The following is a 24,860-nucleotide window of genomic DNA, read 5'->3' on the forward strand; positions in this document are numbered from 1 at the left end:
GGGCCGTGATGTCAACAATTAGCGTAGCAGAAGCAAAGGCAGGCTTTGCCAATCTGGTCGATGAAGCTGCCAACGGTGATTTTGTCACCATTACGCGCCACGGGAAGCCCGCTGCCGTACTTGTGTCGGTCGAAGCGGCAGAGGCCGCAAAGAAGGCTTTGGAGAAGCCAAAGCCGAATTTTGGGGATTTCCTGCTCACCTTTCCCGGTGGTGTCGATCTGGATCGAAACTCGTCAAACACGAGGGACATTGATCTGTGACAGGGTACCTGCTCGATACGAATATTATCAGCAGGTTTGCGCCGGATAAGGTGCCGCCCTCCGATGCCATCCGGATCTGGTTCCACAGTCAGGGCGAAGCCGATGCGCTCTTTCTGTCGGCCATGTCTGTCTCGGAGATCGAAAAGGGAATACGCTCTCTTCATCGCCGTGGCGTGACTGAGCGAGCCAAGCGTCTCTCTGATTGGCTCGATTTCATCACGGACAGTTTCAGTGATCGTATCCTACCCATGGATACGGTGGTTGCGCGGGTCGCCGGCGCTCTGGAAGACGATGCCCTGAGCAAGGGTCACAATCCCGGCCTCGGCGACATTATCATTGCGGCGACGGCGCGGGCTTATGACCTGACCGTCATCACGGAGAACTTGCGGCACTTCCAGCCGCTCAACGTATCGGCGGATCTTCCGATGGTTTTCAGATCGGAATGATCGCTATCTCCACAATGAATAGCAACCAGCGCGACGATGGCGACCTCCTCTACGATTAAGCTGACCGAGCCGCAGCGCTAGCTAACGCAGTCGGCAAATTACACATGCCGCTGTGTGCTGCCTCGCATAATCGCAGTGGTGAATTTGCGTGGCAGAAGTGGAATATTTTATTCCTTTGTAGATTGACGAAAGGAATAATCAGACATAGTGTTAACCAAGGTAAACAGGGAGTGGGCAGGAAGCGAAGCCGAAAAAGGCCGTCCGAGCCCAGGCTGAATTTGATCGGCCGTCTGACTGAAAGCCGACCCTTGCTGCGGTGTGTTCGATATTAGAATGATCGAACTTGCCCCTGCGAGCTATTGATATCGAAGCGTTATTTCGCGAGCAGGCCCATGACAGAACAGACGTTGATATCCGAACTGGAACAATTGGTTTCCGAAGGGCGCAATCCGAATACGATGCATATCGATCTATTGCCGACTTTCGATATCTTGCGTGAAATCAATTATGAGGATCAGACGGTGCCTCTCGCCGTCGAGAAGGTCATTCCGGCGATTGCCGCCGCCGTCAATCAGATCGTCGCCGCCTTCCAGAAGGGCGGACGGCTGATCTATATGGGGGCCGGCACCAGCGGCCGTCTCGGCGTTCTGGATGCCTCCGAATGCCCGCCCACCTTCAGCGTGCCGCCGGATATGGTCATCGGATTGATTGCGGGCGGCCCGGATGCGCTGCGCCGTTCGATCGAAGGCGCGGAGGACGATCCGGTACAGGGGCGTCAGGCGCTGGAAGAGATCAATCTCACCAAGGATGATGTGGTCGTCGGCATCGCCGTCAGCGGCCGTACACCCTATGTGATCGGCGGCCTGAATTATGCCAAGAGCATCGGCGCTTTCACGGTCGCGCTCTCCTGCAATCCCAATTCCATCATCGCCGGCATCGCTGATCTGGCGATCTCGCCTGTTGTCGGCCCGGAAATCCTGACCGGCTCGACCCGTCTGAAATCCGGCACGGCACAGAAACTCATTCTCAACATGCTGACGACGGCGAGCATGATCCGCATCGGCAAGAGCTATCAGAACCTGATGGTCGACGTCAGCGCCAGCAACAAGAAGCTGGTGGCGCGCGCTTCGCGCATCGTCATGCAGGCGACCGGCTGTACGCAGCAGGAAGCGCGCCGTGTGCTCGACCTGACCGGCAATGACGTCAAGCTAGCCATTCTCATGGAAATTACCGGGATGGGCATTGAAGAAGCCCGCGTGGCATTGCAAAACGCTGATGGATTCCTGCGCAAGGCCATCAACGCCAGGACTGCTTGAGACAACCGTCGCAGCTAACCGCGACGGCAATCAATGGCCAAAATCGGCCGGGGACATTTAAAAAATTTGGAGGACTGAAAGTGGAAGGGAATTTTGGAAAGAAGCTGATTTCAGGCGTGGCGCTGGTCGTGGGGATCGGTCTGGCGACGGTTGCGATGCCTGTGGAGGCAGCGACGTTGCGCATGGCATGGTCGCAGGACGCAACCGGTCTCGATCCGCATAAGCAGACCGCCTTCTCCTCCATCCGCCTGCTGGAGCTGATCTATGAGCCGCTGGTTCGCCTGGACGGCAATCTGCAGATCGTGCCGGGTGTCGCTGAAAGCTGGCAGTTCTCGCCCGACGGCAAGCAGTTGACCTTCAAGCTCAACGCGAAGGCCAAATTCCAGAACGGTGCAGCCCTCACGTCGGCCGACGTCAAGGCTTCCTTTCAGCGCATTCTCGATCAGGCGACCGGTGCCGTCGCCCGCGCTAATTTCCTGTCGATCGCAAGTATCGATACGCCCGATGCCACAACCGTCGTCTTCAACCTGTCGCAGCCCGACGTCCCGCTTCTGACGGCCATGACGAGCCTCAACGCTGCCATCGTGCCGGCAAGCGAGATTTCCGCTGGCACCATCGGTACTAAGGCGATCGGTTCCGGGCCCTTCAAGCTCGACAGCTGGGTTCCAAACGCCAAGGAAGTCTTGAGCGCCAATAAGGATTGGGCAGGCGGCGCCACCGGCGTCGATGGCATCAACATTAGCGTGCTGCCGGATGAAACCGCGATCCTTGCCTCGCTCCGCACCGGCCAGATCGATTTCGCGCTTCTGAACGATCCGCTCGTCGCAACGCTTGTGCCGAAGGAGCCGAAGCTGCAGCTCACCCGCACGCCGGTGCTCTCCTACAACGTTCTGCAGCTCAATCCCTCGCGCAAGCCGATGGATCAGCTGGCCGTGCGCCAGGCGATCTCGTGTGCCATCGACCGCAAGGATGTGATGGACACCGCAGCTCTCGGCGAAGGCAAGGTGACCGGGCCACTGACGATGCCGCTCTATGCGACCGATCCCAGCAAGCTCTTCTGCTATACGCGCGATGTTGCCAAGGCGAAGAAGCTGATGGCCGATGCCGGCTTTGCCAACGGCTTTTCGGCGACTGTGATCGCCGCAACCGGCGAGCCGCCGACGGCCACGGCCGAGGCGCAGGTCATTCAGTCGCAGCTCGCCGAAATCGGCATCAAGCTCGATATCAAGGTGATGGAACTCAACGTCTATGTCGACACCTGGCTGAAGGGCAATTTCGACATGGCCGTGGCACTTAATGGCGGCAGTGCCGACCCTTATTCAATGTATAACCGTTACTGGACCAAGACCGGCAACCTGCAGAAGGTCGCCAACTATATCGATGATACGCTGGACAGCCTGATGCAGAAGGGCCGCGCCGAAACCGATCCGACCAAGCGCAAGGAGATCTTCGCCGAGTTCGAAAAGCATCTTGCCGAAGTCTCGCCCTGGATCTGGCTCTACACGGCCTATGGCTACACGGCCGAGCAAAAGAACGTCGAAGGCTTCGTGCCGACGCCGACCGGCTCGCTGTTCGGTCTGAGCAAGGTTTCGATTAAGTAACGACGATCGGGAGCTAGAGCATTTCCTTTTCAAATGACATCATGGAAGTGCTCTATCTCTTTGTTTTTACGCAATTTCGGCCGTAAGCTCACGTCTTGGTTCAGCTGAAATTGTTCTAGAGGAATTATAATGTCGTATCTGACGCGCCGGCTGATGACATTCCCGCTGATCATGCTGGGCGTGTCCATCTTCGTCTTCGTCGCCATCCGGCTGGTGCCGGGCGATGCGATCACGGCGATGCTCGGAACCAATGCGGGCCTGCTGACGCCGGAACAGCGGCAGGCCCTTGCTGCCTATTTTGGCATCGACCAGTCCTGGCCGATCCAGTACTGGCATTGGCTGCTCGGTGTATTCCAAGGCAATCTCGGCATATCCGTCACCTACGGAAAACCGGTGCTCGACATCATCCTGGAGCGCTTTCCGCTGACGCTCGAGCTTGCTTTGCTTTCCATGGTGATCGCGCTTGCCATCGGCCTGCCGGCGGGCGTCTTTGCCGCCACCCGCAATGAAAAACTGTCCGATCTTGCCGTGCGCATCGTCGCCATGGTCGGGCAGTCCACGCCGAACTTCGTTCTCGGGCTGCTGCTGATCTATGCCTTGTCGGCGGGATTTGGCGTGTTGCCGACTATGGGCGCCTTCACACCCCTTTGGGAGAATCCGCTCGAAAATCTCGGCCAGATGATCCTGCCCGCGCTGACGCTCGGTTTTGCTTTCGCCGCGTCGGTGACGCGCGTGGTGCGCTCGGCGATGCTCGATGTCCTGAGCGATGATTATGTCCGCACCGCCCGCAGCCGTGGCGTGCCGGCGCGCGGCGTCATCTGGCGACATGCTCTGCCGAATGCATTGATCCCGGTGGTGACCCTGAGCGGCGTCGAATTTGGCTATCTGCTTGGTGGTGCTGTCCTGGTCGAGCAGATCTATGCCCTGCCCGGGCTGGGGCGCATGGTGCTCGATGCCATCCTGCAGCGTGACTATGCGCTGGTGCAGGGAAGCGTGCTGTTCATTGCCTTCAACTTCATGATCGTCAATCTGCTTGTCGATCTCGCCTATGTCGCGCTCGATCCGCGTGTTCGGCTAGGAGAAGGCTGATGCGGATCATCGGAGCCATCTTCGGACATATGAGCGGGCGGATCGGCGGCGTCATCGTCCTCATCTATATCTTGCTTGCCATCCTCGGCACGCTCGGGGTCACGCCGCACGATCCACTGACGCAGAATAGGATCGACAGGCTGCATCCGCCGAGCCTCACCTATTGGATGGGCACGGATCTCTTCGGCCGCGATGTCGCAAGTCGGTTAATGCACGGTATCGGCGAATCCTTCACCGTCGCCTTCTTTTCCGTCGCCGTTGCTACCCTGATCGGCACCGTGCTTGGCTTAACCGCCGCCTGGTCTGGCAAGCGCTGGGATGGCGTCATCATGCGTACCATGGATGTGCTTCTCGCTTTCCCTGCGATCCTGCTCGCGTTGCTCATCATCGCCATCGTTGGCCCCGGTACCTGGACAAGCGTTGCCGCAATCGCGATCGTCTATACGCCGATCTTCACCCGCGTCGTGCGCGGCCCGGCTCTTTCCTTGAAAGGACGCGATTTCGTCGATGCCGCCCGCACCTTCGGCAGCAGCCGTTCCTATATCCTGACGCGGCATCTTCTGCTCAATCTCGTCGCACCCTTGACCGTGCAGGTGACGCTGGCGCTTGCCTGGTCGCTGCTGACGGAAGCGGGCCTCAGCTTCCTCGGCCTGGGAACGCAGCCGCCGTCCTCTTCGCTTGGCCTGATGCTGAGCGACAGTCGCAATCTTATGGAAACGGCGCCTTGGCTGCTGATCTTCCCTGGCGTGACCATCATGATCTCCATCCTCGGCTTCAATCTGCTCGGCGATGCCCTGCGCGATATCCTTGATCCGAAGATGCGGAGGGCGACGGTATGACACCGCTTCTTTCTGTCTCTGATCTCAGCGTCGGCTTCGGACGCAACCCCCAGACCAATCCCATCGTTCGCGGTGTCAGCTTCGATCTTGATGCCGGCGAGACGCTGGCAATCGTCGGCGAAAGCGGCTCGGGCAAGTCGGTCACCGCACTTTCGATCAATCGTCTCGTCGATTTCGGCGGTGGCCGCATCACCGGCGGCTCGATCCGCCTGAAACGTGCCGATAACAGCATCCTCGATCTGACCAAGGCGAGCGAAGCGGAACTGACGAAGATCCGTGGTGCCGAAATCGGCATGATCTTCCAGGAGCCGATGACCTCCCTCAACCCCGTCCTGACCATAGGTACGCAGATCGAGGAATCCTTCCGGCTGCATCGCGGCCTGACGGGGAGTCAGGCGAAAGCGGCGGCCAGGGACGCCTTGGATCGCGTGCGCATTCCGGATGCCGCGCGGCGCTTGACCTATTGCCCGAACCAGCTTTCCGGCGGTATGCTCCAGCGCGTGATGATTGCAACCGCGCTTGCTTGCAATCCACGTCTTCTGATTGCTGACGAGCCGACGACGGCGCTCGATGTCACCGTACAGGCGCAGATCATGGCGCTCCTTGCCGAATTGAAACGCGAAACCGGCATGTCGATGATCTTCATCACGCATGATATCGGCCTCGTCGCCGGTATTGCCGATAAGGTGATGGTGATGCAGGCAGGCCAGGCGGTTGAGCAGGGCGAGCTTAATCAGATCCTCGATCATCCAACCCATCCCTATACCCGCCATCTGCTGCATTCGGTTCCCCATTTTTCGTCCGGACAGGCGGCACGCGCCGATTTTCAACGGGACGAGGTGTCGTCCCAGCCGGCATTGAAGGTCGATGGCTTGACCGTCCGTTTTCCGGTCAAGGGCGGCCTCCTTCGGCGGTCGAGCGGCGCCGTTCATGCCGTCGAAGGCGTTGGTTTTGACCTGATGCCGGGCGAGACACTGGCAATCGTCGGCGAGAGCGGATCGGGTAAATCCACCACAGCCCGCGCGATCCTCGGATTGGTGAAATCGACCCGCGGCACCTTTACGACGAATAGCGGCAAGGCGGCGGATCGCACGAGCGCGGTGCAAATGGTTTTCCAGAACCCATACGCTTCGCTCAATCCGAGACTGCGCATCGATAGCATCCTTGCCGAACCGGTGATCGCCGCGGGCGCGCGGGTTTCCGCCGAAACCCGCGAGCGAATGGTCATGCTGCTCAAGCGCGTAGGCTTGCCAGAAAACGCGCTGGAGCGCTATCCGCACGAATTTTCCGGGGGCCAGCGGCAAAGACTATGTATTGCGCGCGCTTTAATGCTGAATCCGTCAGTGCTTGTGCTGGATGAAGCTGTGTCCGCGCTCGACGTATCCGTTCAAGCTCAGGTTCTCGAATTGCTGATCGAACTTCAGCGCGAATACGGGCTCGCCTATCTGTTCATCTCGCACGACATGGCTGTCGTGGAGCGCATCGCCCATCGCATCGCAGTGATCTATGCCGGGCAGATCGTCGAGATCGGTGATGCCGCCTCGGTCTTGTCGGAACCCAAGCATTCCTATACCAGGCGGTTGATCTCGGCGGTCCCGACGGTTGCGCGGCGGAGGGAAAACTTCACGCTCGACACTCGTCAGGTTCCGTCCCTGGTGCGCCCCTTGGGCTTCGAGCCGGCCATTCCCGAGTGGCGCCGCTTTGCGCCGGATCACATCGCGCTGGCAGAAGCCTGAGCGGGCCGAGGAGAAGCGAGATGGCAGCGAGGGGGAGCATGCAGTTTCAAGAGCGTTTCGATCGGGCCTTCGCGCCGATCGAGCAGTCGGTTGCGGCGGCGCGCATCCCCGGCGGTGTGCTTGGCATTGTCGATCTCGACGGTATCAGACAGGTCCGCGCCGTCGGTTCGGCGCAGAAGGTGCCTGATGTCAGGCCGATGCTTCCAGATACCTGGTTCGACCTTGCATCCCTCACAAAAGTCATTTTCACCACACCGCGTATTCTTGCTCTGGCAGAGGCCGGCACGATCGACCTCGATGCTCCCTTGATCGAACTCCTGCCCGATCTGCGCCAGTATAGTGCCGAGGCCTGGGAGCGAAAGGTAACATTCCGCCAATGCCTCGGCCATCAGACGCCGTTCCCGGCGGTCGAGCCGATCTACACCTATGGCCGCGACCCAGAGCTTCTGCGCGCCTTCATCCTGCAGCGCGAATGGCGCGCCGGGCCGCCCGTCTATTCCGACATTAACTTCATTCTGCTTGGCCTCGCGCTGGAGCGGCTGAATGGGAAGACAATCCGCGCCATGGATCCCGGGCCGGGATTTGCCTTCTCCGCGCCGCCGGAATTAGCTGCTGCAACGGAAGACTGCACCTGGCGTCACCGTGTTCTGTCGGGCGAGGTCCATGACGACAATTGTTCGGCATTGCAGGGTGCCGGCCATGCCGGCTTGTTCGGAACGGCGGATGCGATCCTCGACTTCGCAAAGGGGCTGCTGGATGGCAACGGCGCACCGGCCCGCTCGATCACCCTGATGCGAACACCGCTTTCGGCAACGCGGACCCATGGCTGGGAACGGCCCCATGACGGTTGGCATGGCGGTGCTCTCTGCTCGTCCGGCACGATCGGTCATACGGGGTTTACCGGCGTGGCCCTCTGGGTCGACTTCGACAAGGGCCGAGCCTGGACCCTTCTTACCAACCGCATTCACCCGACGCGCCACTTCGACAGCGGCATTCTGGCGCTCCGTCAGGCCGTCAGCGATCTCGTCAACGCAGCATAGGAGTCTGACCATGGAACCAATCTGGGCAGTCGGTCTGATGACCGGAACCGTCCTCGACGGCAATATCGATGTCGCCATGCTGAAGACGGACGGCGAGCGCGTCGAGGAATTCGGCCCCTATGTTTTGGCCCCTTATCCCAGCTGGATTCGAGAACTGCTGGAAGAGACGCTGCGGCAGGCGCGCGCATGGAATTTCGAAGGACCTGAACCGGCGATCTTCAAGGCGGCCGAGGAAGCCTTGACGCGAGCACAGTCGGAAGCCGTGAAGGAACTCGTGGAAAGCAACGGCATGACGATGGCAGACATCGGCGTCGTCGGCTTCCATGGCCAGACCGTCTTGCATCGCGCGCCGCAGAAGGACCGGCTGGGGCAGACGCGCCAGCTTGGCGATGGCGAGCTGATGCGGTCCATTCTCGGCACCAAGATCGCCTATGATTTCCGCTCGGCCGACATGCGCGCCGGCGGCCAGGGCGCGCCGCTTGCTGCTGCCTATCATACCGCGCTGCTGCGCGGGGCGGGTGCAGCAGGAGAGGCGGCCATTCTCAATCTCGGCGGCGTTGCGAATGTCACATGGTGGGATGGAGAGGGCAATTTCGTTGCTTTCGATACCGGCCCGGCCAATGCGCCGCTCAACGATTTCATCAAGTCGCACGGGCTTGGCGAGATGGACCGCGACGGTGCGCTTGGAGCTGCCGGCAAGGTCGATGAGGCACGGCTCGAGCGGCTGCTGCAGCACCCCTATATGACTGCACCCTATCCGAAATCGCTGGATCGTTTCGATTTCGGTGCCGCCATGGCAGATGGCCTCGGCCCGGAAGATGGCGCCGCCACGCTTTCGGCCTTCACGGCAAGCGCCGTCGGCAAGGCGCTGGACCTGCTGCCGCGCAGGCCCACTAAGGTCGTCGTCAGCGGCGGCGGCCGACACAATCCGACGATCATGTCGATGCTGAAGAGCCGGGCCGGCGTCGAGCCGATCTTTGCCGAGGATCTCGGCTGGCGCGGCGATGCTGTCGAGGCCGAATGCTTTGCCTTTCTCGCCGTACGCGTTCTGCGTGGCCTGCCGATCAGCTTTCCTGGCACGACGGGCGTGCCGGCGCCGATGCGCGGCGGACGCCTTGCGGAGTAACAGCCTGCGCGTTGGCTGTCGCGCGAGAGGTTTTCGCTTCCGTCCATCGATGATATGAAGAGGCCGCGAATTTGCGATCGGTTGGTGTCGGACGGATATCGCTTAAATGGCAGGCAGGCATTACCGAGCAGGCTTCTTCGGCATCATCGTCGCTTTTGCGATCGCATTTTCCATTGACGGTTTTGCTTTCAGACCCGCGAGAGCTCAACCGGAATGGACTGTCGCACCACCTGTCTGCATTTCGGGGCCGCTGACGACGGAGACGGGCCAAACGCTGTGCCTGCGCAAGGACAGCTACAATCGCGATCTCTGCACCGCCATCGAATATTTCGCGCATGCCAACCGTCTGCCGCCGGATTATCTGGCACGGCTCGTCTGGCGCGAAAGCCTGTTTCGCTCCGATGCCGTCAGTCCCAAAGGCGCGCGCGGTATCGCGCAGTTCATGCCGGGAACAGCGAGGCTGCGTGGCGTGCGCGACAGCTACGATGCGCTTGAAGCGCTCGGCAAGGCGGCAACCTATCTCGATGAATTGCGGGGCCGCTTCGGCAATCTCGGGCTTGCGGCGGCTGCCTATAATGCCGGCGAGGGCGGTCTTGCCAATTTCCTGAATTCGGGCGGGCTTCCCTATGAGACGCGCAACTATGTGAGCGCGATCACCGCCCACAGTGTCGAAGAATGGCGCGATGATCCGCCAGATATAGCAGCCCCCGTGCTGGATAAGAGCAAGCCGTTTGTCGATTCCTGCGTCGCCCTTGCTCAGAGCCGACGCCTGAAACCCATTCCGTTGGAGCAGGAGCGGCCGTGGGCGCCCTGGGGTGCGCAATTGGCCGAGCATTTTCAGCTGGATGCCGCTCGCCGTCTGTTTACCGCAAATATCCGGAAGCTGCCGTCACCGCTGAATTTGGAGAAGCCGTTGATCGTGCGGCAGCGCAATGCCGACTTCGGTCGCCGGGTCCGTTATGCGGCGCGCATTCCGCGGCAAACGCGGGAGGAAGCGGATGCCGTTTGCACGCAGGTCCGGCAGCAGGGCGGCAGTTGCCTGGTTTTTAAGAACTGAGTTTGGGGCGCGTCAATACCTGCGTCATTTGCGGCCGGCGCGTATCGATTGTTTTGTCAAGTGCCTATTGGTAGCGCTTTACTCTCTCCTGCCGCCCGCTTATTCGTTAGAGATCGGCATTTGGGAGGAAGCCGTTTGGGTAGCCAAAGGAGCGTATGATGACGCAGAAGCGTGAAGTCCCCGGTATCCGTCCCTATAATAGCCCAGCTGGCGGTTGGGGAGCCCTGAAGGCAACCGCCAAGGCGGTTCGCGACCAGATGGATGTCACCGAGGCGCCGGGCCTTCTCCTGCGCACCAACAAGCCCACGGGCTTCGATTGCCCTGGCTGTGCCTGGCCCGACAAGGAACACACCTCCACCTTCCAGTTCTGTGAAAACGGCGCCAAGGCGGTCACCTGGGAAGCGACGAACAAGCGCGTGACGCCGGAATTCTTCGCCGAACATACGGTCAGCGAGCTTTTGACCTGGAGCGATTATGAGCTCGAAAATGCCGGCCGGTTGACCCATCCGATGGTCTACGACCACGCATCCGATACCTACCGGTCGATTGCCTGGGAAGACGCCTTTGCCCGCATCGGCGACGTCATGCGCAGCCAGCCCGATCCGGATATGGTCGAGTTCTACACATCCGGCCGTGCCTCCAACGAAGCGGCCTTCCTCTTCCAGATCTTCGCGCGTGAATACGGCACCAACAATTTCCCCGATTGCTCGAACATGTGCCATGAGGCGACCAGCGTCGGCCTGCCGCAATCGATCGGCATTGGCAAGGGCACCGTCTCGCTCGACGACTTCGATGAATGCGATCTGATCATCTCCATGGGGCACAATCCCGGCACAAATCATCCGCGCATGATGGGTACGTTGCATGGATGCTCGCGCCGCGGCGTGCCGATCATTGTCTTCAACCCGCTGAAGGAGCGGGCGTTGGAGCGTTTTGCCGATCCGCAGGATCCGATCGAGATGGGAACCTTCAGCTCGACCCGAATCGCGTCGTCCTATTATCAGGTGAAGATCGGCGGCGATGCCGCCGCGCTCAAGGGAATCATGAAAGCGGTTCTGGCGCTGGCCGAAACATCACCTGAAGTCCTCGATCATGCCTTCATCGCCGAACACACCACCGGCTTCGAAGCCCTTGTTGCCGATATTAACCGGACTGAGTGGGCCGATATCGAGCGGGTCTCCGGGCTCGCCCGCGCTGATCTGGAACGAGTAGCGGAGATCTATGCCAAGTCGAAGGCCACGATCGTCGCCTACGGAATGGGCATCACCCAGCATGCCAAGGGAACCGCGAATGTGCAGCAGATCGCCAATCTCTTGTTGCTACGCGGCAATTTCGGCAGGCCTGGTGCCGGCATCTGCCCGCTGCGCGGCCATTCCAACGTCCAAGGCAATCGCACCGTCGGAATTACCGAGAAGCCGACGCCGGCTTTGATCGAGGGCATCGAACGTGCCTTTGGCTTCACCGCGCCGGCTCATCATGGTCACGATGCCGTCGCCGCCATGCAGGCTATGGCGGAAGGGCGCTCCAAGGTGCTCATCTGCCTCGGCGGCAATTTCTCGATCGCGCTTCCCGATCCGGAACTCTGCGCGCAGGCGATGCGCAAGCTCGATCTCGCCGTTCACATGAATACCAAGCTCAATCGCTCCAATCTGCTTATTGGTAAGGAATCCTTCCTGTTCCCCGTACTTGGCCGCACTGAACAAGACGTTCAGGCTACCGGTGCGCAATCGGTGACGATCGAAGATTCGATGTCGATGGTACATGCGTCGCGCGGACGGCTGAAACCGGCCTCCGACCAGCTGCGTTCGGAACCTGCGATCGTCGCGGGAATAGCGCAGGCGACCCTGCCGAACAGCAAGGTTGCCTGGATGGAGCTCATCACCGACTACGATCTGATCCGCGACAAGATCGAAATCGTCTATCCGGATTTCGCCGACTATAACGAGCGCATCCGCGTGCCGGGTGGCTTTCGCCTGCCGATCGGACCGACCGAGCGCGTCTGGAAGACGCCGTCCGGCAAGGCAGAATTCAAGCTCTTTGATGGTCTGAACGAAGATATCTCGCTTTCGGATGGAACTATCCTCAAGCTCGCTACAATCCGCAGCCACGACCAGTACAATACGACGATCTATGGGCTCGATGACCGCTATCGTGGCGTCTTCGGCCGCCGCGACATCCTGTTCATGAACGACAAGGATCTGAAAGCAAAGGGCCTGGAGCACGGCGATCTGGTCGAGATCGAAACGGCGCTCCCATCGGGTGCCAAGCGATTGCTGAAGCTGACGGCGATTTCCTACGATATTTCCGAGGGCTCCGTCGCTGCTTATTACCCGGAGGCAAATTGCCTGATCCCGATCGACTATCAGGACAAGGAAAGCGGCACGCCGTCGTATAAATCCGTTCCGGTGCGGGTCAGCAAGGCGGCATAGTTTCGTTTTGCCTTCTAGCCGTCTTTTGCCATCTTGATGGCTGACTATCCTGTGGCTATGTTAGTTGGAACAGGAGACAGATATGGCTGAACCACAACTATCCGTTCGCAGTGCTCGAGCACGTGACCTCGCGCATCGCCTTGCGCGGCGTGAAAACCGGACGATCGCCGATGTCGTCGAACGAGCATTGGAAGCCTATGAAATTCGCGAGGCTGGTCGCGAACCCGCATCGTCTTTCTATGCTCGAATGGCGATGAGGGATGATGATGATATCGACCTCGAATCCGTCATTCGCGATGGGCGTCAACCCAATCACGGTATTGATCTGTGATATTTCTGGACACGAATGTCATCTCCGAAACTTTCCGGAAACTGCCTGACGAGGCTGTGATATCGTGGCTTGGTCGGTATGATGCGGAGATAGCACTTTCCACTGTGGCTATTGCTGAAATCGCCTTTGGTATTCAAAAGATTGCTCCCGACCAGAGGGCTGCCCGGCTTGAGCAGAGATTATCTGAATGGCGCCATCGTTTCGCGGATCGGATCTTCGGTCTTACCGAAGAAGCCGCATTAGACTACGGCGAGCTAATGGGTGCAGCGAAGAGGCAAGGACGACCAATGTCGACGGCGGATGGCATGATTGCAGCCATCGCCCGCGTAAATGGCGGACGTTTGGCCACTCGCAATCTGTCCGACTTCCGTGAGACTGGGCTGGATCTGATATCTCCTTGGGAATTCTAGTCCGCTTGCAATGGTGACGACCTTTCCGGCATATGTGCGGTTGCTCGAGAAGACAGCTACCGCAGCCGTCCTCCCTGCTTGTCGAAATAGCGCCGACGTTCGGGCGGGCAATGCAGATGGAGCGTGTCGCCGCGCTCTATCTCCGGTCCGTCGCGATATTCAGCGATGATCGCCTGGCCGTCCTCTGTCTGGCAGTAGAGATAGCGTGTGCCGCCCAGATATTCGGTGACGTCGACCGTCACCCGCACGGCATCGTCGGCATTTGACGCGACGACGAAATGTTCAGGGCGCATGCCAAGCAGAATCGTTTCGCCCGCCGATGGCTTGGTCTGTGAAAGGTCAACCTTGATGCTGTCGTTTCCGACCTTTGCCGTCCCGTCATCCGACCATGTCGCGCCGATCATGTTCATCCTTGGCGAGCCGATGAAGCCGGCCACGAAACTGTTAGCCGGGTCTTCATAGACCTCGCGCGGAGTGCCGACCTGCTCGATCCGGCCGTCCCTCAGCACGACGATCTTGTCGGCGAGCGTCATCGCCTCGGTCTGGTCATGGGTGACATAGATCATCGTATTGCCGAGTTCCCGGTGAAGCCGGGCAATTTCAATGCGCATGGAGACGCGAAGTTCCGCGTCGAGGTTGGAGAGCGGCTCGTCGAAGAGAAAGACATCCGGCTCGCGAACGATGGCGCGGCCGATGGCGACACGCTGGCGCTGGCCGCCGGAAAGCTGTCCCGGGCGGCGGTCGAGGAGATGATCGATCTTGAGGATCGCGGCGGCGGAGCGCACGCGTCTTTCGATTTCGGATGCATCGGTCCGGGCCATTTTCAGCCCGAAACCGAGATTGTCGCGAACGCTCATATGCGGATAGAGCGCATAGGACTGGAAGACCATGGCGATGCCGCGCTCGGACGGATCGAGATCGGTGACGTCCCGGCCCTTGATGGCGATCTCACCGTCGGTCACCTCCTCCAGCCCGGCAATCATGCGCAGCAGCGTGGATTTGCCACAGCCGGAGGGGCCGACAAAGACGACGAAAGCGCCTTCCGGTATGTCGAGATCGATGCCATGAATGACCTCCAGCCCGCCGAAACTCTTGCGGACGCCGGTCAGGCGCATACCGTTCTTCGTCATGTCAGGCTCCGCGCTGCAGCTGATCGGCGCGGATCCAGACCAGCATCTCGCCCGGATCGCGATTGTCCCAGAGATGATAGGGCACGAAACGCGCGGTGGAGGCAGCGCTTTTCGGTGGTGTCGTCCGATAGAGATCGGAGCCCCAGTCGGCCTCATCGCGCATAACCGAAACATCGAGCGCTACCGCGCCCTCCAATGCGGCAATTTCCGTCGTCTTGGCGGAAGCCGGATCGCTGGAAAGCGAGATGCCGTTGAGGTCGTGACCATTGTCGGTGGTTTCGACGCAATAGACGAGCGGACCCCGCATCAGGGCCGCACGACCGGCGTCCTGGCGGACTTTCGGATTGGCAAACAGCGTGCGCGGGATGAGCGGAAGGGTGAGGTCGACGCTGTCGCCCGCCTTCCACTCGCGCTCGATACGGGCATAGCCATCGACAGTGATCGCTGCCAAATCGATCGATGCACCATTGATTGCAAGCGTCGCGCCCTCGGCCCATTCGGGGATGCGCAGCGATAGTGCGAATTTGGCTGCGCGATCGGGATTGACCTCGAAGCGAATGGCGCCATCCCAAGGATATCGCGTTTCCTGTGAGAGCTGCACGGTCACGCCGCCGGCAAGCGGCACGCGCGCCTTGCTCTCGCCGTAGAGATGGACGGCAATCTCATTGTCGGCCGCGGCGTACATGTAGGAGCCGACGGAGGCGAGAAGACGCGCGATATTGGGCGGGCAGCACGGGCAATGGTGCCAGATCCAACGGTGATGCTTGCCGGCGCTCTCCAGCGGATTTTCGTAGAAGAAGGTCTTACCGTCCTGCGATAGCCCGGCCATTGCACCGTTATAGAGCGCCACTTCCATGATGTCGGCATAACGGCGGTTCGGGCCGCGGCCGAGCATGCGGTTGGCCCAGAAGACCAGACCGACGGAGGCGCAGGTCTCGGCATAGGCGCTCTCGTTCGGCAGGTCGTAATAATCGGTGAAGCCTTCGTTCGAGGCAGCCGGCCCGATGCCGCCCGTCACATACATCTGCTTGGTCGTCAGGTCGTCCCAAAGCGTCTCGAGGGCCGAGGTCAGCGTATCATCGTTATATTCCGTGGCGATATCGGCCATGCCGGAATAGAGATACATGGCGCGCACGGCATGGCCGACGACCTTGGTCTGTTGGCGCACCGGCAGATGCGACTGGCTGTATTCGTAGGTCTTCTGCACGAAGTTCTTCGGGTCGCGGCCGTCGCGAAGCGCTTCCTCAGTGAAGAAATGCGGTTCCTGGCCACGCTCGTCGATGAAGTATTTCGCGAGATCGAGATATTTCGTCTCGCCGGTGACCCGGCCGAGCTTGACGAGCGCGAGCTCCACCTCTTCATGGCCGCAATAGCCGCGCAGCTGGCCTTCGCCATGCCCGAAGACGGTAATCATGTAATCGGCAAAACGGCTCATGATATCGAGCAGCTTGCGCTTGCCCGTTGCCTGGTAATAGGCGACGGCAGCCTCGATCAGATGGCCGGCACAATAGAGTTCGTGATGATCGCGCAAATTGGTCCAGCGGCGGCCTGGCTGGACGCGCTGGAACCAGGCGTTCAGATAGCCGTCCTCCTGCTGCAGCTTTTCATACATGTCGATGATGGCGTCCGCGCGCGCTTCCAGTTCGGCATTAGGGTGGCGATAGAGCGAATAGGCGATGGTTTCGATCGACTTGCCGAGATCACTGTCCCAGAACATCTGCGTCGAGCCTGACCAGGTCTGCAAGGGAATGACGATGCCGGGGCTTGGCTGGCTGACGTCGATGGCCTTGATCATGCCGGCCTCGACGCAGCGGTCGAGTAGCGTCGCTGCGGTGGAATTGCAGATGGCATCCTGGCGAGCACCGAAGAGCCCTCCAAGTTCGACATTCGGAACGGGCAGGGGGCGAAACTGGCGACTTTGCTTGTCAGACATGGCTTTGATCCGTTGTTGAAAGGGTTATTTCACGGCGCCGGCCATCAGCCCGCGCATGTAATAGCGTTGCAGAAGCAGAAAGACGATGACGCAGGGGATGGTCATGACGGCAATGCCGGCCTGGACCGCACCCCAGTTGACTGCACCGAGGCGACCGGTCCTGACGGCGATCATCAGCACCGGCAGCGTGAATTTCTCGTTGCTCGACAGGAGCACCAAGGCTGCCAGGAACTCGTTCCAGGCGTTAAGGAAGGCGAAGATCGCAACGGTTGCGACACCCGGCAGCACCAGCGGGAAGAGAACGCGGAAAAGAAGCTTCAGATCACGCGCGCCATCGATGCGCGCCGCCTCCTCGATTTCCTTCGGTACGGCGTCGAAGGCATTGCGCATCATGAAGACGGAAAAGGGAAGCTGCAGCGTCACATAGACGAGCGTCAACCCGATCAGCGAATTGTTGAGGCCGAGCCGTGCCAGAATGATGAAGAGCGGCGTCAGGATCGACTGGAAGGGGATCATCAGCGTTGCGATGATCAGAATGAATAGGGCGCCCTTGAAGGGGAAATGATAGCGCGAGAAGCCGTAGCCGGCGAGCAGGCTGACGATCACGGTCAGAAGCACCGTTGCGACGGAGACGAAGAGCGAGTTCAGCGTATGCTGGACGACCCCGGCGCCAAAGCCATCGAGCGAGCGATAGGCGTCGAAGCTGAAGCCGGTTGTCGGCCATGGCGGCAGCGGCGGCAGGCTGGCTTCAGTTCCATGCCGGAACGATGACAGCAGCGCGATCGCGAACGGCGCGAAGAAGAAGATGACGATGACGACGCCGATGCCGTGATAGCCGATGCTGCCCCGGAGCTTGCGCCTTGCGCGGCGCTCCTTTGCTGTAGTCATGGCTTGTCCTCCCCGACGCGCAGCAGCCAGAGCTGGACGATGCTGATCAGCACCAGGATGACGAGAAGCGCGATCGAGAGCGCCGCGCCATAGCCGAGATTGAAGGACACGAAGGACTGGTTGAAGATGTAGTAGACGACCGAAATCATGCGGTTCTGCGGGCCGCCTGATGTCATGATGTAGAACTGGTCGAAGGCGAGCACCGAGCCCGTGATGGAGATGATCAGCGCGAGCGCGATCGTGCGGCGCATTAGCGGCAGGGTCAGATGCCGGAAGCGCTGCCAGCGCCTCGCGCCATCGATGCGGGCCGCCTCGGTCAGCTCGGAGGGGATCGCCTGCAGGCCGGTCAGCAGAATGATCATGGTAAAGCCGGCGATCTTCCAGACCACCATGACGATGATCGTTGCGAAGGCCATGTCGAAATCGGCAAGCAGGTTCGGCCTCTTGTCGACAAGACCAAGCGCCAGCGCGACCGGCGCGAAGAAGCCGGCGTCGACATTGGCAAGCCAGACCCAGAGCAACGAAGCCGTTGCAAGTCCCACGACGACCGGAAGGAAGATGATCGTTCGGTAGAAGCCGACGAACGGCTTGTGCTTTTCGACGAAGAAGGCGAGCGGAAAGGCAACGGCGAAGATCGCGATGGTGACGATGACGGTGTAATAGGCGGTGAAGCGCAATGCTGCCATGAAGCGCATGTCGGAGATCATGCGGACATAGTTTCCAAAGCCAATCCATCGGGGATTGCCGAGCAATGGCCAGTTGTGGAAGCTCATCCAGACGGTAAAGACCACGGGCAGCACGAAGAAGACGATAACGAGCGCCATGGCCGGCGCGATGTAGAGAAACCCGTGCCAGCCGGCACGCTTTCGCCGTTTTCGCGGACGCGCGGTTGCGATAGCTCCAGGGCCAGCCATGGAATGCTCCCGATATTGCGATGGAGGGACCGGGGAGTATCGAAGCTCCCCGGCGTTCATGGGTCGATTATTGTTGGGCGTTGTCGATGATCGACTGCATCTCCGATTGGGCATTGGAGAATGCGCCATCGACATCGCTTCCGAAGATAGCCGCGTTGGTGAAGCCCGCCCAGGGACCGTTGGCGCTGTTGATCAGGTCGTTGAACTGCAGCGTATAGGGCGTCTTGGCGACAGCAATCGCCTTCAGGCCGACCTGCATGCGCGGATCCAGGCCCTGCAGCACCTGGTCGGCGATATCGCCGCGCGTCGGCAGGCTACCATATTTCGCCATGATCTTCTGTCCCTCAAGCGAATAGGTGTATTCGAGAAACTTTTTCACGGCATCGAGCTTCTTCGTGCCCTTGGATATGACGAAATTATCGCCGCCGGCAAAAGAGGACGGCTTGCCGTCGACGCCGGGGATCAGGGTCACGCCGAAGTGGATATCGGGATATTGCGTGATCAGCGTGCCGATCGAGAAGGCGCCGATGCTCTGCTGGCCGATCTTGCCGTTGCTGATGCTGAGGAAGTTGGCGCCGGTGTCACTTGCGGCACCCGCCGGCACCAGATCCTTCTTGACCATATTGCGGTATATATCGACCGCCTTGCGCATTTGCGGCGTGTCGAGCGTCGCCTTCTTGCCGTCTTCCGAGAGAATGTCGGCGCCGGCACCCCAGACAAGCGGCGTAAAGGTGAAGATCATGCAGCCGCCGCAGCCGCCGCCGGAGAAATAGAACCCGTAGGTATCGCTGCCGAGCGCGCGGATCTTTTCGGCATTGCTCGTGATCTCGTCCCAGCTGGTCGGCGCCTTTTCAGGGTCGAGGCCCGCCTTTTTGTAGAGATCCTTGTTCCAGGCAAAGACCGACGTCTCGACGGAGAGCGGCAAGCCATAGATGTGGCCGTCATAGGTGCCGAGCTTCACATGCGAGGGCGACAGCGAATTGAAATAGGGCAGGCTCTTTGCCCAGTCCGTCAGGTCCTCGAGTTGGCCGGCGGCAGCAAAGGCCGGTGTATAGATGAGGTCCATCGACAGGGCGTCGGGCGCCTGGCCGCCGGCAATGGCGGTCGCATATTTCTGCACGAGTTCGGCAAAAGGCACTTCGGTCAGCGTGACCTTGTCCTCATGGCCGGCATTATAGGCTTCGACGACCTTCTTGAAGGAATCGCCGATGCCGCTTCGCACCCACATGGAGATGTTTTCGGCGGATGCGGCGGATGCAAGCATTAGGGATATAAGGCCGGTGGCGGCCAGAAATCGCTTCATCATGTTCTCCTCCCATGGGGCTACTCCCATCAGCCCCTTTTCCTTTGATCAACGACCGGGGTTTCCCCCGCATGATTGCCGCACGATAAGCTCGCAGGGCAAAGTTCTGATGCCAGGTTCGACGCTGCGTCCTTCCGCAAGCGCGAGAACCGTCAGCCCGGCCTCACGGCCAAGGGCTTTAAGATTCATATCGACCGTCGTCAGCGGCGGCCGGGTCTGGGCGGCGACGATCTCCCAATTGTCGAAACCGACCACCGAGACATCCTCCGGCACCCGTACGCCGCGCTCACGAAGCGCATCGACGACTGCACGGGCAATCTGGTCGTTGCCGCAGAAGATCGCATCCGGCTTTGCTCCGGCCACGCTCCAGAGCTTTGCGACGGCCTCGTGTCCCCAGGCCTCGGACCACATGCCGAACATGACCGGCAGTTCGTCTCCGGCGAGGTCGCGATAGGCCTTGGCGCGCTCACGCACTGAAACGAAGCTTTCAGGACCGGTCACATGGGCAATCCGGCGTCGGCCAAGCCCCTGCAACCATTCTACAGCAAGGGCAGCCCCCTGATAGTCATCCGCGCAGAAGGTGACGCTTCCCGGCGCCCCTTCAGTGAAGGCATAAATCACGGGAATCGGCAGATTGGACAGATCCACCGGCAGGCGGCGGTCGATCCGCTTTCCCGAGGCGATAATGCCATCCACATGCTTGTCCAGCATCGCGTCCACATGAACCTTCCCAAGCGCCGGATCGTCCTCGATCGTGCAAAGAAAAACCGAGACGCCGTGATCGACGAGTGCCTCCGTGATGCCGGCCATGACCGGCAGCGTGAAACGTCCGTAGGTATCATTTGTCAGAAGACCGATCGTGAACGTGCGATTGCTGAGCAAACCCTTGGCCAAGGCATTCGGACGGAAGCCTATGTCGGCGGCAGCGCGCTTGACCCTCTCGCGGGTCTCGTTGCCCATGCGGCCGGTATTGTTCAAGGCCTTGGATGCCGTTGAAATGCTCACGCCTGCAGCCGCCGCAACGTCATGGATCGTTGCACGTCCGCTTTTCGCACGCTGATTTTCCAGATGTCTTCTCCCAGTCAGTTTTCGTGAGAAAAGCTTTTCTCACGGCGAGAGTCAATATGAGAAAAGCTTTTCTCAAAAATTTCTGTGCAGGAGAGAAGGAGGCCCGGAAGCTGGATGAGGGCCGCAGCGAATTTGCAGGTTACTGCAGAATGTGCGCCATGAAAACGAAGCGGCGGCTGAGACCCTGCGGGTCCCGACCGCCGCTTAAGTTCTAGATCGCTGTCAGCTTTAGCCGATTGTCATCAGGCTGGCATTGCCACCGGCCGCCGCGGTGTTGATCGACGTCGTTATTTCCTCGAGCAGCCAGTTGAGGCAATAGGCGTCGGGGTTCTTGGCAATGTCCTCGCTCGACGCTGCCTGTGTGAGAACCAGCGGGCCGGGGATAGCCGCGATTGTCTTGATCGCCTGCTGGACGCGTGCAGCATCACCTTCGATGAGAGCGCCGGCAAACGGTCCATCCGCTGTCCAGTCCTTTGTCCAGGAGATGCGGTTTGCGACCTGCGCAGGCAAGCCATGAAGCTCGCCCTGCAGGCCCGATGCAGCATCGATGACGATTGAATTGCCTGTCGCAAGGCCTGCGGCGATTTGGACATGCAGACCAAGTGCTGTCTGCGGAGCGAGCAGAATTCTCCCTCGCGGATGCAGCGCATAGAGGTTCAGCTCGCCAACCGGGCCTTGCAGTTCGGTATTGAAGCCGAGCGACGACTGGGCGGCGACGACACGAGCCTGTTTGGCCGCATTCCCAGTGCCCTTGCTTTCGAGCCAGGCGATGAACTGCTGTGCAGCCGGATCGGCCTGCACGGAGGCATCGCGCAACGGTTCGGTCGGGGAGGCGACAAGGCGGCGCAGGTACATTGGGCCGCCGGCTTTCGGCCCCGTGCCGGAAAGGCCACGTCCACCAAAGGGCTGGACGCCGACGACAGCGCCGATGGTATTGCGGTTGACGTAGAGATTGCCGGCACGGACGCGCTCCGTGACATGGGCGATCGTATCGTCAAGCCGGGTGTGCAGGCCGAAGGTCAGGCCGTAGCCGGAGGCATTGATATCGGCGATCAGCTTGTCCAGGTTCTTGCGTTGATAGCGCATGATATGAAGAACGGGACCAAAGACTTCGCGCTTCAGATCGCTCAGCTTCTTCAGCTCGATGATTGTGGGAGCAACGAACGTGCCTTTCTCGGCGCTTTCGGGAAGGTCGAGCTGTTCGACATTGCACCCAAGCTTGCGCATGCGTTCGATATGCTCGTCGATGCGGCGCTTGGCGTTGTCGTCGATGACGGGGCCGATATCGACGGCGAGCCGATCGGTCCTGCCGACCGAGAGTTCGCGAAGAGCGCCGCGCAGCATTGCTAGCGTGCGATCGGCGACTTCTTCCTGCAGGCAGAGGATGCGCAGGGCCGAGCAGCGCTGGCCGGCGCTGTCGAAGGCCGAGGCGATGACATCGCCGACGACCTGTTCGGCAAGGGCCGAGGAGTCGACGATCATGCCGTTCTGCCCGCCGGTTTCGGCAATTAACGGAATCGGCTTACCGAATTTGGAAAGCCGTTCGGCCAGCTGAGCCTGGATCAGGCGGGCAACTTCCGTGGAACCGGTGAACATGACGCCGGCGGTTTCCGAAGCGTCGACGAGGGCGGCACCCATTTGCCCCCCGCCCGGGACAAATTGCAGAACATCGCGCGGAATGCCCGCCTCATGCAGGATGCGGACGCCTTGGGCTGCGATCAGCGGCGTATTGCCGGCGGGTTTGGCGACGACCGGATTGCCGGCGACCAGTGCGGCCGCGATCTGGCCGGTAAAGATCGCCAATGGGAAGTTCCATGGGCTGATGCAGACGACGGGGCCGAGGGGCACGCTCTCCGGCTTCAGTACTTGACGTGCCTGCGCAGCATAATAGCGAAGGAAGTCGATAGCTTCACGGATTTCACCGACCGCGTTCGCAGCCGATTTTCCGGCTTCGCGGATGGTCAGCCCGACGAGAACAGGCATCTCGCTCTGCATGAGATCGGCAGCACGTTCAAGAATGGTGGCCCGCTCAGCAGGGTTCACCGCGGCCCAACCTTCGGCTGCCGCGGCGGCAAACCGCATGACGTCGGCTGCATCCTGCGGCTCAAGCTCGGTGACGTGGCCGACGACATCGCCATGATCGGCGGGGTTGAGGACGGCGCGAGCCACGCCGCGTTCGGAGGCGTCGGCGAGAAGCGGCTTGGCGATCCAGTTCCTGGCTGCCGAGGCTTGCAGCTGCGCGGAGAGATCGGTTAGCGCCGCTTCATTCGACAGATCGACGCCGGCGGAATTCCGTCGCGCGCTACCGAACAGATCGGCCGGGAGAACGATCTTGTCGTGCTGTGCGCCGACCACGGTCATGCCGCGCACGATCTCGACGGGATCGGCAATCAGCTCGGAAACGGGCACGGCTGGGTCGGCGATCTTGTTGACGAAGGAGGAATTGGCGCCGTTCTCGAGCAGGCGGCGGACGAGATAGGCAAGCAGCGTCTCATGTGTGCCGACCGGCGCGTAGATCCGGCAGGGGCGATTGAGATTTTCGGCGCCGACCACCTCTTCGTAGAGCGGCTCGCCCATGCCGTGCAGGCACTGGAACTCGTATTTGCCGATAGCAAAGTCGTCCCCGGCCATATGGTAGATGGTCGCCAGGCTTTGGGCGTTGTGGGTGGCAAATTGCGGGAACACTACGTCGGTCGCGGCCAGGAGCTTCTTGGCGCAGGCGATGTAGGAGACGTCTGTATAGATCTTGCGTGTATAGACCGGAAAGCCTTCCAGGCCGTCGAGCTGCGCGCGCTTGATCTCCGCGTCCCAATAGGCGCCCTTGACGAGGCGAACCATCAGGCGATGCCTGGAGCGACGGGCAAGATCGATGATGAAATCGAGGACGAAGGGGCAGCGCTTGCCGTATGCCTGCACGACGAAGCCAATACCATCCCAGCCGGACAGATCCGGATCGAGGCACAGTTCTTCCAGAAGGTCGAGCGAGAGTTCGAGACGGTCTGCCTCTTCGGCATCGATGTTCAGGCCGATGTTGTAGCCCTTGGCAAGCAGCGCCAGCGCCTTCACCTTCGGCAGAAGCTCACCCATCACCCTGTCGGCCTGCGAGCGCGAATAGCGCGGGTGCAGCGCGGAGAGCTTGATGGAGATACCGGGGCCTTCATAGATGCCGCGGCCAGCCGAGGCCTTGCCGATCGCATGGATGGCGTTTTCGTAGTCGCGATAGTAGCGCTCGGCATCGGTATGCGTCGTCGCGGCTTCGCCAAGCATGTCGTAGGAATAGCGGAAGCCCTTTGCTTCGAGCGCGCGGGCGCGCTTCAATGCTTCATCGATCGTCTCGCCGGTGACGAATTGTTCGCCCATCATGCGCATGGCCATGTCGACGCCGCGGCGGATGACGGGCTCGCCGGCGCGGGCGATCAGCTTTGTCAGTGCGGCGGAAAGCCCGCCTTCGTTGACTGTCGATGTCAGCTTACCGGTGACGACCAGTCCCCAGGTCGCGGCATTGACGAACATCGAGCGGCCGCCGCCGATATGCGACTTCCAGTCGCCGCCGGCGATCTTGTCGCGGATCAGCGCATCGCGCGTCGCCGTGTCGGGAATGCGCAACAGCGCCTCGGCAAGGCACATCAGCGCGACGCCTTCCTGGCTGGAGAGGGAATATTCCTGCACCAGCCCCTCGACGCCGTCTCCCTTGTGTTTGGCGCGTAGCGCTTCGATCAGTTTCCTGGCCGTCTTCTTTGCCGCTTCGCGCGTCGTGTCCGGCAGGGTCGCCGCTTCGACAAGGAACGGCAGGCATTCGGTCTCGGAGCGTCTGTAGGCGGCAGTGATCGCCTGGCGAAGCGGGCTCTGCTCGCGAATGGGCGGCGCGAAATGCGAAAATGGGGCAGCGTCTGGAGCTGGTTCTTCAGTTGCGAGCTTGGCAGAGACAGTCATGATAACCTCAA

General features: G+C 60.5%; 20 protein-coding genes. 13 read left to right on the forward strand and 7 right to left on the reverse strand.

Going from position 1 to position 24,860, the window contains the following annotated elements; genetic code table 11:
- Window positions 1–8: 8 nt before the first annotated feature.
- The 13 genes from AC13QY_RS03525 to AC13QY_RS03585 all read left to right on the forward strand — a co-directional run bounded on the left by AC13QY_RS03525 (window position 9) and on the right by AC13QY_RS03585 (window position 13,680).
- Window positions 9–260: a type II toxin-antitoxin system Phd/YefM family antitoxin gene (locus AC13QY_RS03525; protein WP_113333213.1), complete on the forward strand. Its 252-nt coding sequence runs from the start codon at window positions 9–11 to the stop codon at window positions 258–260.
- Window positions 257–706 carry a type II toxin-antitoxin system VapC family toxin gene (locus tag AC13QY_RS03530; protein WP_113333214.1) on the forward strand — a complete coding sequence of 150 codons (450 nt, stop codon included), beginning with the start codon at window positions 257–259 and terminating at the stop codon, window positions 704–706. Before AC13QY_RS03525 ends, AC13QY_RS03530 begins: the two co-directional genes overlap by 4 nt.
- A gap of 392 nt (window positions 707–1,098) precedes the next feature.
- Complete coding sequence (gene murQ, locus AC13QY_RS03535; RefSeq protein WP_113333215.1) at window positions 1,099–2,022, forward strand: N-acetylmuramic acid 6-phosphate etherase; 924 nt, start codon at window positions 1,099–1,101, stop codon at window positions 2,020–2,022.
- A 155-nt stretch (window positions 2,023–2,177) separates the two neighbouring features.
- Entirely contained in the window at window positions 2,178–3,623 is a 1,446-nt protein-coding gene (locus AC13QY_RS03540) for an ABC transporter substrate-binding protein (protein WP_233789876.1), read from the forward strand.
- 129 nt (window positions 3,624–3,752) lie between these two features.
- The gene (locus tag AC13QY_RS03545; protein WP_152093332.1) at window positions 3,753–4,712 is read left to right on the forward strand and encodes an ABC transporter permease; all 960 of its coding nucleotides are present in this window, start codon (window positions 3,753–3,755) and stop codon (window positions 4,710–4,712) included.
- Window positions 4,712–5,551, forward strand: coding sequence for an ABC transporter permease (locus tag AC13QY_RS03550; protein WP_152093333.1), 840 nt, complete (start codon window positions 4,712–4,714; stop codon window positions 5,549–5,551). The genes AC13QY_RS03545 and AC13QY_RS03550 overlap by 1 nt, the downstream gene beginning before the upstream one ends.
- A complete protein-coding gene (locus tag AC13QY_RS03555) occupies window positions 5,548–7,287 on the forward strand; it encodes an ABC transporter ATP-binding protein (protein WP_488492723.1) in 1,740 nt (579 codons plus the stop codon). Before AC13QY_RS03550 ends, AC13QY_RS03555 begins: the two co-directional genes overlap by 4 nt.
- 20 nt (window positions 7,288–7,307) lie before the next feature.
- A complete protein-coding gene (locus AC13QY_RS03560) occupies window positions 7,308–8,327 on the forward strand; it encodes a serine hydrolase domain-containing protein (RefSeq protein WP_145634079.1) in 1,020 nt (339 codons plus the stop codon).
- Between the two features lie 10 nt (window positions 8,328–8,337).
- Entirely contained in the window at window positions 8,338–9,453 is a 1,116-nt protein-coding gene (locus tag AC13QY_RS03565; protein WP_145634081.1) for an anhydro-N-acetylmuramic acid kinase, read from the forward strand.
- A gap of 106 nt (window positions 9,454–9,559) precedes the next feature.
- Window positions 9,560–10,510 (forward strand): lytic transglycosylase domain-containing protein, encoded by a 951-nt coding sequence (locus tag AC13QY_RS03570; protein WP_145634083.1) that lies wholly within the window; start codon window positions 9,560–9,562, stop codon window positions 10,508–10,510.
- 158 nt (window positions 10,511–10,668) lie between these two features.
- Window positions 10,669–12,939: an FdhF/YdeP family oxidoreductase gene (locus AC13QY_RS03575; protein WP_145634085.1), complete on the forward strand. Its 2,271-nt coding sequence runs from the start codon at window positions 10,669–10,671 to the stop codon at window positions 12,937–12,939.
- An 82-nt stretch (window positions 12,940–13,021) separates the two neighbouring features.
- Window positions 13,022–13,270, forward strand: coding sequence for a type II toxin-antitoxin system VapB family antitoxin (locus tag AC13QY_RS03580; RefSeq protein ID WP_113354409.1), 249 nt, complete (start codon window positions 13,022–13,024; stop codon window positions 13,268–13,270).
- On the forward strand, window positions 13,267–13,680 hold the full coding sequence (locus AC13QY_RS03585; RefSeq protein ID WP_113333224.1) for a type II toxin-antitoxin system VapC family toxin: 414 nt from the start codon (window positions 13,267–13,269) through the stop codon (window positions 13,678–13,680). Before AC13QY_RS03580 ends, AC13QY_RS03585 begins: the two co-directional genes overlap by 4 nt.
- Before the next feature lie 56 nt (window positions 13,681–13,736).
- Here the strand turns inward: AC13QY_RS03585 and AC13QY_RS03590 are convergent, their stop codons facing one another.
- From AC13QY_RS03590 to putA, 7 genes are all read right to left on the reverse strand, one after another.
- Window positions 13,737–14,810: an ABC transporter ATP-binding protein gene (locus tag AC13QY_RS03590; protein ID WP_145634087.1), complete on the reverse strand. Its 1,074-nt coding sequence runs from the start codon at window positions 14,808–14,810 to the stop codon at window positions 13,737–13,739.
- A gap of 1 nt (window position 14,811) precedes the next feature.
- Entirely contained in the window at window positions 14,812–16,743 is a 1,932-nt protein-coding gene (locus AC13QY_RS03595; protein ID WP_113354411.1) for a glycoside hydrolase family 127 protein, read from the reverse strand.
- Between the two features lie 24 nt (window positions 16,744–16,767).
- Entirely contained in the window at window positions 16,768–17,631 is an 864-nt protein-coding gene (locus AC13QY_RS03600) for a carbohydrate ABC transporter permease (protein ID WP_113354412.1), read from the reverse strand.
- Complete coding sequence (locus tag AC13QY_RS03605; RefSeq protein ID WP_113354413.1) at window positions 17,628–18,545, reverse strand: carbohydrate ABC transporter permease; 918 nt, start codon at window positions 18,543–18,545, stop codon at window positions 17,628–17,630. The genes AC13QY_RS03600 and AC13QY_RS03605 overlap by 4 nt, the downstream gene beginning before the upstream one ends.
- Window positions 18,546–18,612: 67 nt before the next feature.
- Window positions 18,613–19,851: an ABC transporter substrate-binding protein gene (locus AC13QY_RS03610; RefSeq protein ID WP_113354414.1), complete on the reverse strand. Its 1,239-nt coding sequence runs from the start codon at window positions 19,849–19,851 to the stop codon at window positions 18,613–18,615.
- A 45-nt stretch (window positions 19,852–19,896) separates the two neighbouring features.
- Window positions 19,897–20,853 carry a LacI family DNA-binding transcriptional regulator gene (locus AC13QY_RS03615; RefSeq protein ID WP_371864853.1) on the reverse strand — a complete coding sequence of 319 codons (957 nt, stop codon included), beginning with the start codon at window positions 20,851–20,853 and terminating at the stop codon, window positions 19,897–19,899.
- A 291-nt stretch (window positions 20,854–21,144) separates the two neighbouring features.
- Window positions 21,145–24,849: a trifunctional transcriptional regulator/proline dehydrogenase/L-glutamate gamma-semialdehyde dehydrogenase gene (gene putA, locus AC13QY_RS03620; RefSeq protein ID WP_145634089.1), complete on the reverse strand. Its 3,705-nt coding sequence runs from the start codon at window positions 24,847–24,849 to the stop codon at window positions 21,145–21,147.
- Window positions 24,850–24,860 lie beyond the last annotated feature (11 nt).

The sequence above is a fragment of the Martinezella sp. CNPSo 3795 genome (assembly GCF_057784475.1).

Coding starts and splice junctions, on each gene's coding strand:
- AC13QY_RS03565 (WP_145634081.1), top strand. CDS start 8,338: ATGGAACCAATCTGGGCAGTCGGTCTGATGACCGGAACCGTCCTCGAC.
- AC13QY_RS03610 (WP_113354414.1), bottom strand. CDS start 19,851: ATGATGAAGCGATTTCTGGCCGCCACCGGCCTTATATCCCTAATGCTT.
- AC13QY_RS03555 (WP_488492723.1), top strand. CDS start 5,548: ATGACACCGCTTCTTTCTGTCTCTGATCTCAGCGTCGGCTTCGGACGC.
- AC13QY_RS03590 (WP_145634087.1), bottom strand. CDS start 14,810: ATGACGAAGAACGGTATGCGCCTGACCGGCGTCCGCAAGAGTTTCGGC.
- AC13QY_RS03560 (WP_145634079.1), top strand. CDS start 7,308: ATGGCAGCGAGGGGGAGCATGCAGTTTCAAGAGCGTTTCGATCGGGCC.
- AC13QY_RS03600 (WP_113354412.1), bottom strand. CDS start 17,631: ATGACTACAGCAAAGGAGCGCCGCGCAAGGCGCAAGCTCCGGGGCAGC.
- AC13QY_RS03570 (WP_145634083.1), top strand. CDS start 9,560: ATGGCAGGCAGGCATTACCGAGCAGGCTTCTTCGGCATCATCGTCGCT.
- AC13QY_RS03580 (WP_113354409.1), top strand. CDS start 13,022: ATGGCTGAACCACAACTATCCGTTCGCAGTGCTCGAGCACGTGACCTC.
- AC13QY_RS03550 (WP_152093333.1), top strand. CDS start 4,712: ATGCGGATCATCGGAGCCATCTTCGGACATATGAGCGGGCGGATCGGC.
- AC13QY_RS03545 (WP_152093332.1), top strand. CDS start 3,753: ATGTCGTATCTGACGCGCCGGCTGATGACATTCCCGCTGATCATGCTG.
- AC13QY_RS03595 (WP_113354411.1), bottom strand. CDS start 16,743: ATGTCTGACAAGCAAAGTCGCCAGTTTCGCCCCCTGCCCGTTCCGAAT.
- AC13QY_RS03575 (WP_145634085.1), top strand. CDS start 10,669: ATGACGCAGAAGCGTGAAGTCCCCGGTATCCGTCCCTATAATAGCCCA.
- putA (WP_145634089.1), bottom strand. CDS start 24,849: ATGACTGTCTCTGCCAAGCTCGCAACTGAAGAACCAGCTCCAGACGCT.
- AC13QY_RS03540 (WP_233789876.1), top strand. CDS start 2,178: ATGCCTGTGGAGGCAGCGACGTTGCGCATGGCATGGTCGCAGGACGCA.
- AC13QY_RS03525 (WP_113333213.1), top strand. CDS start 9: ATGTCAACAATTAGCGTAGCAGAAGCAAAGGCAGGCTTTGCCAATCTG.
- AC13QY_RS03605 (WP_113354413.1), bottom strand. CDS start 18,545: ATGGCTGGCCCTGGAGCTATCGCAACCGCGCGTCCGCGAAAACGGCGA.
- murQ (WP_113333215.1), top strand. CDS start 1,099: ATGACAGAACAGACGTTGATATCCGAACTGGAACAATTGGTTTCCGAA.